The 13,800-nt window shown below is 72.5% G+C and carries 10 protein-coding genes; 7 read left to right on the forward strand and 3 right to left on the reverse strand.

Annotation, left to right across the window (positions count from 1 at the left end):
• Positions 1-395: 395 nt before the first annotated feature.
• From WMF45_RS20130 to WMF45_RS20140, 3 genes are all read left to right on the forward strand, one after another.
• Positions 396-1,826, forward strand: coding sequence for a DEAD/DEAH box helicase (locus tag WMF45_RS20130; protein ID WP_437719557.1), 1,431 nt, complete (start codon positions 396-398; stop codon positions 1,824-1,826).
• 237 nt (positions 1,827-2,063) lie between these two features.
• Positions 2,064-3,086: a M23 family metallopeptidase gene (locus WMF45_RS20135; protein ID WP_437718503.1), complete on the forward strand. Its 1,023-nt coding sequence runs from the start codon at positions 2,064-2,066 to the stop codon at positions 3,084-3,086.
• A gap of 382 nt (positions 3,087-3,468) precedes the next feature.
• A complete protein-coding gene (locus tag WMF45_RS20140; RefSeq protein ID WP_437718504.1) occupies positions 3,469-3,786 on the forward strand; it encodes a hypothetical protein in 318 nt (105 codons plus the stop codon).
• 557 nt (positions 3,787-4,343) lie between these two features.
• On the opposite strand, the gene WMF45_RS20145 is transcribed toward WMF45_RS20140, so the two are convergent.
• Complete coding sequence (locus WMF45_RS20145) at positions 4,344-5,600, reverse strand: dicarboxylate/amino acid:cation symporter (RefSeq protein ID WP_437718505.1); 1,257 nt, start codon at positions 5,598-5,600, stop codon at positions 4,344-4,346.
• A gap of 176 nt (positions 5,601-5,776) precedes the next feature.
• Between WMF45_RS20145 and WMF45_RS20150 the strand changes: the two genes are divergently transcribed.
• Together WMF45_RS20150 and WMF45_RS20155 are read left to right on the forward strand one after the other, a co-directional pair.
• Positions 5,777-7,450, forward strand: a complete 1,674-nt coding sequence (locus WMF45_RS20150) for a protein kinase domain-containing protein (protein ID WP_437718506.1) — start codon at positions 5,777-5,779, stop codon at positions 7,448-7,450.
• Positions 7,451-7,524: 74 nt separating this feature from the next.
• A complete protein-coding gene (locus WMF45_RS20155) occupies positions 7,525-8,016 on the forward strand; it encodes a hotdog fold domain-containing protein (RefSeq protein WP_437718507.1) in 492 nt (163 codons plus the stop codon).
• A gap of 114 nt (positions 8,017-8,130) precedes the next feature.
• Here the strand turns inward: WMF45_RS20155 and map are convergent, their stop codons facing one another.
• Positions 8,131-8,883 carry a type I methionyl aminopeptidase gene (map, locus tag WMF45_RS20160; protein WP_437718508.1) on the reverse strand — a complete coding sequence of 251 codons (753 nt, stop codon included), beginning with the start codon at positions 8,881-8,883 and terminating at the stop codon, positions 8,131-8,133.
• Positions 8,884-8,986: 103 nt separating this feature from the next.
• On the opposite strand from map, the gene WMF45_RS20165 reads away from it, so the two are divergent.
• Positions 8,987-9,304, forward strand: coding sequence for a LysR family transcriptional regulator (locus WMF45_RS20165; RefSeq protein WP_437718509.1), 318 nt, complete (start codon positions 8,987-8,989; stop codon positions 9,302-9,304).
• A 29-nt stretch (positions 9,305-9,333) separates the two neighbouring features.
• A complete protein-coding gene (locus WMF45_RS20170; protein ID WP_437718510.1) occupies positions 9,334-11,175 on the forward strand; it encodes an inositol monophosphatase family protein in 1,842 nt (613 codons plus the stop codon).
• 99 nt (positions 11,176-11,274) lie between these two features.
• On the opposite strand, the gene WMF45_RS20175 is transcribed toward WMF45_RS20170, so the two are convergent.
• Entirely contained in the window at positions 11,275-13,794 is a 2,520-nt protein-coding gene (locus tag WMF45_RS20175; protein ID WP_437718511.1) for an AAA family ATPase, read from the reverse strand.
• Positions 13,795-13,800: the final 6 nt, after the last annotated feature.

The raw sequence follows: 13,800 nt of genomic DNA on the forward strand, positions 1-13,800 counted from the left end.
CGCTGCTTCGAAGGGGCGGAAAGACGCTGGAGGTCGCGGGCGACGCGGGGCGACGCGGGGGGACCTGCGAGCGCGAGCGCGCGAGAAGCGGGCCCTCCGCTCGGGCGACGGTCTAGCATGGTGCGCCGCGCGCGCGGAGGGCGCTCTGCGCACCGCGAGCGGAGCGGCTCGACTTCCTCACCACGCCGTACTAGAGTCGCCGCCTCGGACTGACCTGGCACGGGTCGCGGTGCTCGGTCGCTGTCATTGGTCCTCGCAGCCCCCCGCTCAAGGGGGCGCGAGGCGGCAGCTCTCCGTGATCGAACCCTCTTCGCAAGGAGGGCGCGGTGCCGCGGCGTACTCTCCGACCTTGCTCAGGAGGGGCTGTGCTCCAGCCCGATTCCAGCCCGATGTCCATGCAATTTGCCGATCTCAAGCTCATCGAACCGCTTCTCCGTGCCATCGAGGCCGAGGGGTACAGCGCCCCGACGCCCATCCAGCAGCAGGCCATCCCGCCCATCCTAGAGGGCAACGACCTCCTCGGTTGCGCGCAGACCGGGACGGGCAAGACCGCCGCGTTCGCGCTGCCGATCCTGCAGCGCCTCGCGCAGAGCGGCGGGTCGAGGCAGGGCGGGCTCCGCGTGCTCGTGCTCACCCCGACGCGCGAGCTCGCGGCGCAGGTCGCCGAGAGCTTCACCACGTACGGCAAGAACCTCGGCCTGCGGACCGCGGTCGTCTTCGGCGGGGTGGGGCAGCGCCCCCAGATGGAGGCGCTGCGCCGCGGCGTCGACGTGCTCGTGGCGACGCCGGGCCGGCTGCTCGATCTCTGCTCGCAGGGCATCGCCCCGTTCGGTCGGCTCGACACGCTCGTCCTCGACGAGGCCGATCGGATGCTGGACATGGGGTTCATCCACGACATCCGGCGCGTGCTCGCGATGCTGCCCGAGCGCCGGCAGACGCTCCTGTTCTCGGCGACGATGCCGCCGGACATCCTGAAGCTCGCGAACAGCATCCTGCGCAGCCCGGTGCGCGTCGAGGTCGCGCGGATCGCGACGACGGCCGAGAACATCGACCAGCGGGTGGTCTTCGTCGAGCGGTCCGACAAGCGCGCGATGCTGGAGCACGTGCTCAAGGATCCCGCGCTCCGCCGGGCCATCGTGTTCACCCGCACCAAGCACGGCGCCAACCGCGTGGTCCAGCAGCTCAGCCGTGCGCGCATCGAGGCGGTCGCCATCCACGGGAACAAGTCCCAGGGCGCGCGCGAGCGGGCGCTCGCGAGCTTCAAGCAGGGGACGACGAGCGTGCTCGTCGCGACCGACATCGCGGCGCGCGGCATCGACATCGACGACATCTCGCACGTGATCAACTACGACCTCCCGAACATCCCGGAGAGCTACGTGCACCGCATCGGCCGCACGGCGCGCGCCGGGGCGTCCGGGGTGGCGCTCTCGTTCTGCGACAGCGAGGAGCGCGCTTATCTCGCCGACATCGAGCGCCTCATCCAGAAGCGCCTCCCCCTCCTCGCCGACCCCGGGGTTCCCTTCTTCCAGATCGATCCCAGGCCCGCACAGCAGGCGCAGGGGCAAGCTCGGCCGCAGGGACAGGGCCGTCCCCAGGGGCAAGCTCGGCCGCAGGGACAGGGCCGGCCGCAGGGACAGGGCCGTCCACACCCCCAGGGGCACGCTCGGCCGCAGGCGCAGGGCCGGCCGCAGGGGCAAGCTCGGCCGCAGGGACAGGGCCGGCCGCATCCCCAGGGGCAAGCTCGGCCGCAGGCGCAGCCCCCCGCACAGGCGCAGCCCCCGGCGCGGCCGCAGCCGCGGCACGACACCCCTCGCGTCGATAACTGATCCTCACCGCGCTGCCCGCCGCGTTCGATCCGTCACGCCGCGCATCGCCTGATGCGCGCGGCGTCGCGAGCCCGGCGCCCGTTGGCGCTCGTCACGCGCCAACGAGGGTGAGGGCGCCGCGCCAAGGCGCTCAGGTCGTCTGCAAGGCGCTCGGGTCGCTTGCGACCGGACCATGCCTGAATGACGCGCTTCGACATTATCTCGTCGATGTACGGAAACTCTGGCACGATCGCCGTCATGCGCGTTCCCGTCATCGTTGTAAGTCTGCTCACGATCGCTGCCTGCGATCGCGGTGCTCCTTCTTCGAGCTCGTCCACCACGGGCGCCCAGGCCTCCGCCGATCCGGCGCCGATTGCCTCAGCCGCCCCGGTCGCCTCCGCGAGCAGCGCACCGGTCGAGGCGCCCGACGCCAGCGCCGCTCCCGCGGCGGCTGACACCGCCGATGCCGCGGCGCCCGCGGCGAGCGCGGCGGCGGCCGACGCCGGGCCGCCCGCGGCCGACGACAGCCGCCTCTCGGTGGAAGGGCGCGCCGTCCAGGGCGGGCTCCTGCGCGCCAAGCTGAACGGCAAGCTGCGCCGCATGGCGTTCCCCGGCCATCGCGTGACCGTCAGCGACGAAGGCGAGTTCCTGATCGCCTTCTCGCGCAACGCGCCAGCGCAGGAGAAGCTGACCATCACGTTCGACGACGGGCAGGTGCTCGAGAAGCTCTTCGACGTGGAGCCCCGCAAGTTCGAGGTCGACAAGGTCGACCACCTGCCGGAGAACATGGTCAAGCTCGACATGGCGACGCGCGTGAAGCTCACGCAGGCCGAGAAGAAGCTCGACGCGCTCCGAAACAAGTACACGAAGAGGAACTGCTACAAGAACGGCTTCATCTGGCCGTCCAAGGGCCCCATCACCTCGCGGTACGGCCAGCCGCGCCTGCTCAACGGCACGGACGGCGGGATCCACTGGGGCGTGGACATCGCGGTGCCCGTCGGCACGCCGGTGCGCGCGCCTGCCTGCGGCAAGGTCGTGCTCGTCGAGAAGGATCTCCCGCTGAGCGGTCACACCGTGATCATCGATCACGGGCAGGGACTGACCTCCACGTTCATCCATCTGCACGGCTTCGCCGTGAAGGTGAACGACGAGGTCAAGCAGGGGCAGGTCATCGCGACCGTCGGGATGACCGGCCGCACGAACGGACCGCACCTCGACTGGCGCATGAATCTCTTCGAGACACGCGTCGATCCAGAGCTCCTGATCTCCGCCGCGAAGTGACGCACGGCGGGGCGATGTGCCACACGAAGAGCGTTCATGGCTGAGCGCCCCCGGGCGGAAACGTGGCCCGGGTTCGGCCGTCGAAGCGCTCTCTCCCGCGAGCCTCTGGGCGGCAACTCTGGGCGGCATATCCCTTGCAAATTTCCGGACCGACGAAGGCACTCAATCCGGACATCGATTTTGCAAGGAGTCGGTCATGAAGATGCTGTCGCCTCGAGTTCATGGGTTTGTGGACTATGCGACGGCCAGCGCTCGTTACCGGCCGGAGCACCGGTCGTTCTCCTGAGGGGCGTGCGCGTGCGCCTCGCGATCAGCGCGGCGGTCGGGGTGGTGGATCGCGCGGATTTGCGGCAAGCTCATGCGTGGCGGGAGGACAGACGCCGTGAGCGACCCGAAGAAGCCGGATCCGATGAGCCTGCGGGTGGGTAACTTCCTCGTGAAGGTGGTGCCCGTCGGCGAGACCAGCGACGCCCTCGATACCGAGGCGAACCGCGAGCGGGCGCAGCGAGCCGAGGAGGACCAGCGGGCGGCCCAGCGCGGCGCGAGCGGCGAGGGGGCAGGGGAGGCCGCGCAGAAGGCGGCGGAGGAAGCCGTGGACGAGGCGATCGAGGAGGCGCGAGCGCGCTTGAAGAGCGCCGGCGAGGACGTGTCGATCTTGCTGCGCGATCCGGTGACCGGAGCGACGTTCACCCTGGAGTGACCGAGAGCGGTACGGTCCACCCGGCGTCCCTGCGCGTCACGGTTGCGCCAGGTTCCACGTTCCCGCGCGCACCTCGACCGCGACGGAACGGCCTTCCGGCGCATCTTCTCCGAGACTCCCATCCTGAGCGCGGCCGCCTCACGGGGCTCTGTTTCGACCAGCACGGCAGCGATGGCTGCCGTTATCGTGGATGATCCGCTGCTTGGTTCGGCCCGCCATCCGCTCCGTCCAGAGCTCTGTCCGCTCCCGTGGACGAAAACACGGCGCTCCAAGTCTTCAACATTGCTCCGATCCGGTCAGGGAGTTACTTCACTTCCCGCAACGACTGCCCCAGGGGAGAGCCATGATGAACATGCCGATGATGCCAATGATGCCGATGATGGGCGGCATGATGCCGAACGTGATGGGCATGATGATGCCCGGCATGAAGATGGCGGCCTGAACCCAGGAACGTCGGCGAGCGGCTCAGCCCCGACGGTCGGGAGCGGGCGCTCCAGACCTGCGGGGCGCGACGCCTCGGCTGCGAAGCGTCGCGTGCGGGCGCTCGCCCCGTCCAGTCACGCGCCGGCTGCTTCCTGCGGCTTCGGGTGCTGATCCCGCGATACGAACACCGCCGCTGCCAGGTCCCCCACCACGTTGATCACCGTCCGGCACATGTCGAGGAACCGATCCACCCCGAGGACCAGGCCGAGCCCCTCGGGCGGGATGCCGAGCATCCCGAGGATCATCGCGATGACGGGCAGCGAGCCGGCCGGGATGCCCGCCGTGCCGATCCCCCCGAGCACCGAGATGAGCATCACGGTCGCCTGCTGCCCGAAGCTCAGAGAGACGCCGTAGACCTGGGCCAGGAAGAGCACGGTCACCCCCTCGAACAGCGCCGTCCCGTTCTGGTTCATCGCGGCGCCGGCGGTCAGCACGAAGCGCGCCACGGACGGCGGCAGCTTCAGCTCCTCCTCGGCCACCTTCAGCGCGGTCGGCAGCGTCGCGTTCGACGAGGCGGTCGAGAACGCCGTCACGATCGCCGTCCGGCTCCCGCGAAAGAACGCGACCGGCGACATCCCGCCAAGGAAGCGGACCGAGAGCGAATAGACCACGAACATGTGCAGGCCGAGGCCGAGCAGCACCGTGAGCACATACGCCGCCAGCTGCTGCATGATGCCGATGCCCATGCGGGACGTGATCGTGAAGAGCAGCGCGCCCACGCCGATCGCCGCGAACCGGAGCACCCCCTCGATGAGCCGCATCGAGACGTCGAGCAGCCCCTGGATGCACTCGCGGAGCCGCACCGCCGCGTCGGTCTGGGTGAGCGACAGGGCGATGCCGAAGAGCAGCGAGAACGTGATCACCGCGAGCACGTCGCCCCCTGCCGCCGCCTTGAAGATGTTGTCCGGCACCATCGCGATGATCATCCCCACCGGCGAGGTGTCGGCCGGCGCGGTCGCCGCCTTGATCCCCCCGCCATGCGCCAGGCTCCGGACCGCCTCGGGCAGGCCGTCGCCCGGGCGGATCAGGTTCACCAGGACGAGGCCGATCAGCACAGCGATGCTCGAGACGACGGCCGTGTAGCCCAGCGTCCGCAGGCCGAGCCGACCGACGTGCTTCAGATCGAGCTCGCAGACGCCCATCACGAGCGCCGAGAACAGGATCGGGAGCACGAGCATGAACAGCAGGCGCAGGAAGATCTGGCCCACCGGGTAGGTGATGTGATCGACGATCCAGGTGAGCGCCGGGCGCCCTGCCGCGACAGCGTTCGCCGTGAGACCGCCCGCTGCCCCGACCGCGACGCCGAGCAGCATCGTTCGATGCGATGACATGGCGCCACCTTACACAAGCCGCGGCGCCGCGATCCGCGGAGTTGACGCCACGCCCCCGGGCCCTCCATGGCCAACGGGGCGTGCTGCGGCCGCGGATCGACCTCCGCGCGCGCGCCGTTCCCGGCCAAGGGCCGCCTGTCCAAGGTCGCGCGGATCCATTAGGCTCCCCGCCGGCCATGCTGAAGCCGGGCGATTCGTTCGAGCGGTACACGATCGAGGCCGCCATCGGGCAGGGGGGGATGGGCTGCGTGTACCGGGCGCACGACGCGCGGCTCGGGCGGCGCGTCGCGGTCAAGGTGATCGCGGGCGGCGCCGTTGACGAGGACGCCGGCGCGCGCCTGCTCCGCGAGGCGCGCGCCGCCGCAGCGCTCGATCACCCGAACGCCGTGTCGATCTTCGACGTCGGCGAGCTCGAGGGGACGCCGTTCATCGTGATGGAGCTCGTCCCGGGCCGCACCCTGCGCAGCGCCATCAGCGGCGCCGACGCGCCAACCTCGACGCGGGTCGCCTGGCTCTCCGACGTCGCCCGCGCGCTTTCGGCGGCGCACCGGCGGGGGCTCGTCCACCGGGACATCAAGCCGGAGAACGTGATGGTCCGGGACGACGGGGTGATCAAGGTGCTCGACTTCGGCATCGCGCGCCGCGCCGCCGGCGACGCCGATCCGAACGCGTCCACCGAGGCCCCTGCGCTCCCGACGCTGACCGCGCTCGGCGTCAAGCTCGGGACGCCGGTCTACATGGCCCCCGAGCAGATCCGCGGCGCCGAGCTCGACGGGCGCGCGGATCAGTTCGCGTGGGGCGTGCTCGCCTTCGAGCTCCTCACCGGCAGGCTGCCCTGGCGCGGCGCAGGCGACATGCTCGCCGTCGTCGCGTCGATCCTCACCGACGAGGCCGACCGCGCCCTGCTCGACGCCGCCGCCGTCCCGCCCGCGGTGAGCGCGGTCGTGCTGCGCGCGCTGTCGAAGCGCCCCGACGATCGGTTCGCGTCGATGGACGACCTCCTGCGCGCGCTCGAGGCGGCCGGGAGGGGCGAGGCGCCCGCCGCGCCTGCGCCTGCCGCCGCGACGTCCGCGTCGCCCGCGCAGACGCCCGGCGCGCGGCGGAGCGAGGCGCCTCGCGGCGGCGAGACCGCGGCGCAGCGGTTCTCGACCGAGGAGGTCCGCGACGTCCTCGCGCAGGCGATCGAGCGCCAGACCGCCGCCGACGGAGGCGATGCGCGCGCCCCGCGGGGCGACGCGCGCCTCGGCTTCGACGACCTGCTCGCCGCGGCCGAGGAGGTGGGCGTCGCCCCCGAGGCGCTGCGCGAGGCGAGCCGCGCGCTCCGCGCGCGCGAGCGCGACGGGCGCGACGGTGTGGAGCGGAGGTCGAGCGCGGCGACCGCCGCCGAGCGCGCCTCGTGGCTCCGGCGCAAGCGCCGCGATTTCTACCGGCACCTCGGCATCTACTTCATCGTCAACGCGGCGCTCCTCACGCTCGCCCTTCCGCTCGGCGTCTTGCTCTGGGCGGCGATCATCCCGCTGGGATGGGCGATCGGGGTCGCCATCCACGGGCTGGTCGCGTTCACCGCGCACGAGGACGACTGGGCCGAGGAGGCCGAGCGCATGCAGTGGTGGCACGAGCACCATCGCCGCAGGCACGAGGTGGCCATGGCGAGGGCGATCGGCAAGGACTGGCGCCCTGCGGCGGCCCCGCGCCAGCGCATCGGCGCGGCGGAGGAGCGGGACCGTCGGGGCCAGCTGCGCGTCGAGACGGACACCGCGCGCTCCACGGCGGAACGGGCGGAACGAGCCGAGCGGGCGGAAGAAGAGGCCGCGGTCGCGGTGAACAAGCCCCAGCGGCGACGGCGCTGACGTGGGGTCCGCGCCGCCCACGGCATGATGAGGCGCCGGGCCGGCATGCGCTAAGCTCGCGGTCCGGAGGCTCTATGTCCCAGTTGAACTTCATCTCCCGCTCGCTCGCGCCGCTCCAGGCGCTCCCGTCCTTCCTGCGCACGCGCGCGCAGACCGTGCTGTTCCAGCGCATGGTGCCGTTCACCGGGACCGGCGGGATCCAGTTCGACGAGGTGAGCTCGGATCGGGTGGCGCTGCGGCTCACCAACGGGCGCAGGGTGCAGAACCACATCGGCGGGGTGCACGCCGCCGCGGCGGGGCTCCTGGCGGAGACGGCGACCGGCTTCGTCGTCGCCGTCAACCTGCCGGACGACAAGCTGCCGCTCCTGCGCAGCATGAAGATCGACTACAAGCGCCGCGCCCAAGGCGGCCTCCGCGCGGTCGCGACCCTCACGCCCGAGCAGCGCCAGTCCTTCCTGGACCAGCCGAAAGGGGACGTGACAGTCGCCGTGACGGTGACGGACGAGAGCGGCGTGCCGCCGATGGAATGCGAGTTCGTCTGGGCCTGGGTGACCAAGGGGGTATGACGCCGCCGCGTTCGCGCGCGGCGCGAGCGCGGTCAGTTACGGCGGAGGCGCTCGATCTCGGCCAGCGCCTCGGCGAGCTGATGGTAGCTCCGCGCCCTGCGCGCCCTCGGAGCGTCAGGAGAGCGTCAGGATCTCGCAACCGTCCCGCGTGACGAGCACGGTGTGCTCGAACTGTGCCGAGAGGCTGCCGTCCTCCGTGACCATGGTCCACCCGTCGTCGAGCGTGCGGATGCGGTGCGAGCCCAGGTTGACCATCGGCTCGATCGTGATGGCCATCCCGGCGCGGAGCCGCATGCCCGCCCCGCGCACCCCCGTGTGCGCGACGTGCGGCGGCAGGTGCATCCTCCGTCCGATGCCGTGCCCGCCGACCTCGCGGACCACGCCGCACCCCTCCGCCCGCGCGATCTCCTCGATCGCCGCGCCGATGTCGCCGAGACGCGCCCCGTCGCGCACGACCGCGATGCCCGCGTCCCGGCAGCGCCTGGCGACGTCCACCACGTGCAGCGCCTCGGGGCTCGGCTCCCCGATGAAGAACGTCGCGGAGGTGTCGCCGTGGTAGCCGTCGAGCTCCGTGGTCACGTCGACGTTGACGATATCGCCCGGCAGGAGCACCTCGTCGCGCCGCGGGATCCCGTGGCACACGACGTGGTTCCGGCTCGTGCACACCGCCGCGGGGAAGCCCTTGTAGCCGAGCTGACTCGGGCGGCCGCCGCGCCGCGCCGTGTCCTCGCGCACCCACTGATCGATGTCCGCCGTCGTCACGAAGGGCTGGAGCCGCGCCCCGACGGTCGAGAGCGTCGCCGCCGCCGCGCGCCCTGCGCGCCGCATCGCCTCCCACGCGTGAGGCCTCAGGATGTCCACGTTCATGCGTGGCGTATGGGCGCGCCGCGAGCGGCCATCCAATACCGTTTTGATCTCGGGCCCTCGCGCGCGGCTCCCCGCGCGCGGGGTTCGGGCTAGAATCGGCCGCGTGAGCCTCTCGCAGATCCGTTACTTCATCGCCGTCGCCGAGGAGGGCCACGTCGGCCGCGCCGCGCGCCGGCTCCACATCGCGCAGCCGCCCCTCAGCCGGCAGATCCGCGGCCTGGAGGACGAGCTCGGCGCGCAGCTGTTCGAGCGCACCGCGCGCGGCATGCGGCTCCTGCCGGCCGGCGCGGCGTTCCTCGACCACGCCCGCACCATCGTCGCCCAGGTCGACGCGGCCGTCGCCGATGTGCGCGGCTATGGCGCCGCGCTTCCCGCCGGCGATCTCGACGCCGGACACCGCCAGCGCGCCGACCTGGGGTAGGGTGCCTCGCGTGGAACCAGGGGAACGGCATGGGCTACGACGCTGAGCTCGCGCTGGCCGTCGACGCCGCGCGCCGCGCGGGGGCGCTCCTCCGCGCGGAGTTCCACCGCCCGGGCGGCCCACGCGGCGCCGGGACGAGCGCCGACGTCGACGTGGAGGTCGAGCTCCTGCTGCGCGACGCGCTCACCCGGGCCACCCCGTACGCGTTCCTCGGGGAGGAGACCGGCGCCCTGGACGGCGTGGACCCGTCGCACCGCTGGGTCGTCGATCCGCACGACGGCACCGCGTCCTTCCTGCACGGCTACCGCGGCGCCTCGGTCTCCATCGGCCTCCTCCGCGAGGGCACCCCGGTGCTCGGCGTCGTCTTCGCGTACGCCTACCCCGACGACGACGGCGATCTCATCGCCTGGGCCGAGGGCGCCGGGCCGATCCGGCGCAACGGCGCCGCCGTCTCGACCTCGCTCGCCGGCGGCGCGCTCGATCGCTACGCCGTCGTGCTGCTGTCGCAGTCGGCGGATTACCTCCCGGCCCGCAACGCCCGCTGCGTCGCCCCCGCGCGGTTCCTCGCCCTCCCGAGCCTCGCCTACCGGCTCGCCCTGGCCGCGGCCGGCGAGGGCGTCGCCGCGGTCTCGCTCAGCCGGCCCCGCAGCTGGGACTACGCCGCCGGGCACGCGCTCGTGCGCGCCGCGGGCGGCGAGCTCGTCGACGACGACGGCGCGCCCATCGCGTACACAGCGCAGGGCGACGGCGAGGTCTGCCGCCTCTTCGGCGGCGCCCCCGCGGTCGTGCGCGAGCTCGCGCGCCGCCCGTGGAACGCCGTCATCCACGGCCGCATCCCGCCGCCGCAGGGCACGTACGGGCTCCTGCGCCCCTCGCGCAGCCTGCTCGTCGAGGGCGCTGGCACGCTCGCGCGAGCGCAGGGCTGCCTGCTCGGCCAGCTCGCGGGCGACGCGCTCGGCGCGCTCGTCGAGTTCCGCACCGCGGAGGCGATCGCGCCGCTCTACCCGGGCGGCGTCCGCGACCTCGCCGACGGCGGGACGTGGGGCACGCTGGCCGGGCAGCCGACGGACGACTCCGAGATGGCGCTCATGCTCGCGCGCTCGATCGTCCGCAAGCGCGGCTTCGTCGCGGAGGCCGCGCTCGACGCCTACGTGCACTGGTACGGCTCCGGCCCGTTCGACATCGGCAACACCACGGCGGCCGCGCTCAGGGCCGCCGCGGGGGCGCCGCTGCCTGGCGCCCGGCGCGAGCGCGCCCGCGCCGCCGCGAGCCTGACCAGCGAGGCGAACGGCTCGGTGATGCGCGCGGCGCCGCTCGGCGTCCTCGGCGCGGGCCGCCCGCGGGAGGCCGCGGCCTGGGCGCGCGACGACAGCGCGCTCACGCACCCCCACCCGGTCTGCTGCGCCGCCTCCGCCGCGTTCGTCGCGGCCATCGCCGCCGCGGTGGGCGGCGCCGGCGTCGAGGGCGCCTGCGCCGCCGCCCTCGACGAGGCGGAGCGCAGCGGCGAACGCGCGGTCGTCGCCGCGCTCACGGCCGCGCGCGGCGCCCCGCCCCGGAGCTTCTCGCACCAGGCCGGCTGGGTCCTCATCGCCCTGCAGAACGCCTTCTACCAGCTCCTCCACGCGCCCTCGATCGAGCGGGGCCTCGTCGACACGGTGATGGCCGGCGGCGACACCGACACGAACGCCGCGATCGCGGGTGCGCTGCTCGGCGCGGCGCACGGCCGGGACGCCATCCCGGACCGCTTCCGCCGCCTCGTGCTCAGCTGCCGCCCGCTCCCCGAGGCAGGGGCGAAGCACCGGCGTCCGCCCGAGCTCTGGCCGGTCGACGCGATGCTCCTCGCCGAGGCGCTCCTCGCCTCGGGCCGTTAGGATCGCTCCTCGACTTCGCCGGCGCTTCATCGTTCTTCGGCGTGGCGTGTGGAGCTTCTGACCAAGCGTCCTGCATGAGCATGAGCGGGGGAGGACGGGTCACTCCACGCTGCGCAGCCACCGCCCCGCGAACGCCACCTCATCGGCGGCCGCAAGCACGGCCTCCTCCCCTCCGGCCTGGCGAAAGACGCGCGCGAGCTGTGCCACGCTTGCCCATCCCTGGAAGACGCCTGCCAGCGACGGAATCCCTGAGGCGTCGAACAGGCTCGTCGCGACCAGCCGTGCCGCATCGGCAGGGCTCATCCACGGCGCAGCCTCGCAGAGATCGCCGAGCACATCGGCGTCTGCACCCGCTGCCTCGAAGGCGAGCACCGCACGTCGGGCCGCCTCGGCGCGCATCGCTTCAGGAAGCGCCTTTACAAGCCGTGCCAGCGCGACAGCCCGAACGTAGCTCCCGGAGGACTCGACGCAGTCCCCTGCGATGCGTAAAGCCGCTTCCGCCCCCAGGAGCGTGACCGAAGCGGAAGGATGCTCTTTGATCAAATTGCATCGCTCCTCCGGGGCGAGCTCCTCGAAGAGGGTCCGGACCTCCTCCACCGGCCGCCGCCCCGCAGGGAGCCTCTCGCCTAGGCGAAGCAGCGCGTCCGCCCGGTACCCTGCGCTGCTCGCCGCCCATCGAAGCACCAGCGCGCGCGCCTCGTCCTCTCGTCCGAGCGAGACCAGCCGTGCCCCGAGAGCGTGTACCGGCCAGACCGGGACCTCCTCGATCGCCCTCTCCAGCAGAGCCTCGGACAGATAAGGCGCTACCGCCTCAGCCTCTTCCTTGTTCTCGAAGCACCAAGGCGCCCAGAGCCGTTCGATCTCCTGGACAGCACGAACTTTCGCCTCTGCCGGGAGGCCGGTGAGCAACCGGGCGAGGACACGAATTCGCTGGGGCGCTGGCAGAGAACGCGAAGCTCGCTCCAGCGCGACGGCGGAAGCCTCGCTGACTCCGGGCTCAGGCACGATCGCGGGCGGCACCCCTCCCGCGCGCGCGATGGCTTCCGCGGCGACCTCCTGGGCTTCCTCTTCGGGGAGCAGGCCCGCCGCCACGACGAGCGCCCGGGGCGCATCTTCCCCGTCCGACTGGCGCGCAGCTTCCAGCGCGGCGCGCGCATACCGGGTGCGCCTCTCGCCCTCCGCCGCCTCGGCCATGGCGATCAGCGCCGAGGCGCTTGACCACCATGCGCCCGTGCGATCGGCGATCTCGAGCGCACGCTCGCGGACCCCGGCTTGGGCGGACGGTGAGACCTCCGCAGCGAGGGCAAGCAATGAAAGCGCGCGCGCCGCGTCCGCATCGAGCAGTGGAGTCGCGACGTCTGCATCGGGGCTCTCCCACGGCTCCGTGTCTCCCAGCGTCGCCGCCGCGCCCTGCGCCGCCGCGCAGCGGACGAGCGCCGCGGCGAGGGGGGGAGGCAGGGACCTGCAACGCTCCACCTCCTCTCCTATTCGATCGCGCAGGCGGCGGAGATCTGTGAGGGCATACGCGAGCGCCTCGGCAGAGTCACCCGCTACCCAACCCGGCTCGGCAAACGCGAGCATCGAAGCGATGGGAGCGCCGCCGAGCGCGAGGTGTGCGCTGGCATAGCGGCGGAAGTAGGCCGGCCGGCGGCCGGCGGGCTCCGCCGTCCATCGCGCGATCGCGCCGCGGTAACGCGCCTCGATCGCCTCCTCACAATCGGCGCTCCGCTGCTCCCACGCGACCCGCAGCGCCTCATGCTGGAATCGCACCGCACGCGCCGGCCCATCCCGGCGCAAGATCCGATCGACGACCTTGCCGTACACGAGCAGGAGCCCGCGCACGGCAAGGTCGTCGATCTCCAGGAGCGCCGCGATATCCTCTGCATCGAGCGGCGCGAGCGCGCGGGCCAGCACGGAGAGCATCTCCAGCGCGATCTCTCCTCCCTGGAGGAGTCGGAGCTCACGCTCGACCTCTGCGGCGAGCGCCTCCGGTCCGCCGTTGCCCCCTGCAGCTGCCCAGATCGGAATGCCTCGACGCTCCGCTGCCGCGGGGGAAGGCGGCGCAACCTCGACGAAAAGCGCGTCACCGGCCTTCCATCCGAGCCGCTCCCTCCAGGCGTGCGCGTCGCCCTCGCCGCCGGAGATGGAGACCAGACATCGGACGCGCTGTCCGAGCGCCTGAAGCGTCGATACCCGAGCCTCGCGAGGCCAGTCGACGCACTCATCAAGGCCATCGAGCACGAGGAGCACCTCGGGCTCGTCCTCTTCCTGACCGTTGGCCAGCCTGTTCCGGAGCTCCGAACGCAACTTCAGGACGTCCCGCGGAGGGTGCAGCACGTCGTCACCGAGCTGCTCCAGGAGCGACGCGAGGATCTCGGGCTCGGAGGCGAAGCGGCCCGCTCGTCCAACCTGCACCGCGGCGGTGCGCACCCCGACACGCTCGCTCGCTTCGGCGACGAGCAGCATACACAGCGCCGTTTTGCCGGCTCCCGGCGGGCCGTGCAGCAGGCACGCGGAGCCCGGAGCAACGCGCCATCGCTCGAACGCTTCACGAGCGCGCTTTTCCCCCTCGGTCCAAGAGACGGCCTCGGGCGATCTTTCCTTTTCCTCACGATGCATTCGCAC

Source organism: Sorangium sp. So ce448 (assembly GCF_051520915.1).
Taxonomy (GTDB): domain Bacteria; phylum Myxococcota_A; class Polyangia; order Polyangiales; family Polyangiaceae; genus Sorangium; species Sorangium cellulosum_B.

What these genes read in the sequence shown, in the direction of transcription:
- WMF45_RS20130 (WP_437719557.1), top strand. Translation starts at nt 396, where the DNA reads ATGCAATTTGCCGATCTCAAGCTCATCGAACCGCTTCTCCGTGCCATC.
- WMF45_RS20135 (WP_437718503.1), top strand. Translation starts at nt 2,064, where the DNA reads ATGCGCGTTCCCGTCATCGTTGTAAGTCTGCTCACGATCGCTGCCTGC.
- WMF45_RS20145 (WP_437718505.1), bottom strand. Translation starts at nt 5,600, where the DNA reads ATGTCATCGCATCGAACGATGCTGCTCGGCGTCGCGGTCGGGGCAGCG.
- WMF45_RS20150 (WP_437718506.1), top strand. Translation starts at nt 5,777, where the DNA reads ATGCTGAAGCCGGGCGATTCGTTCGAGCGGTACACGATCGAGGCCGCC.
- WMF45_RS20155 (WP_437718507.1), top strand. Translation starts at nt 7,525, where the DNA reads ATGTCCCAGTTGAACTTCATCTCCCGCTCGCTCGCGCCGCTCCAGGCG.
- map (WP_437718508.1), bottom strand. Translation starts at nt 8,883, where the DNA reads ATGAACGTGGACATCCTGAGGCCTCACGCGTGGGAGGCGATGCGGCGC.
- WMF45_RS20170 (WP_437718510.1), top strand. Translation starts at nt 9,334, where the DNA reads ATGGGCTACGACGCTGAGCTCGCGCTGGCCGTCGACGCCGCGCGCCGC.
- WMF45_RS20175 (WP_437718511.1), bottom strand. Translation starts at nt 13,794, where the DNA reads ATGCATCGTGAGGAAAAGGAAAGATCGCCCGAGGCCGTCTCTTGGACC.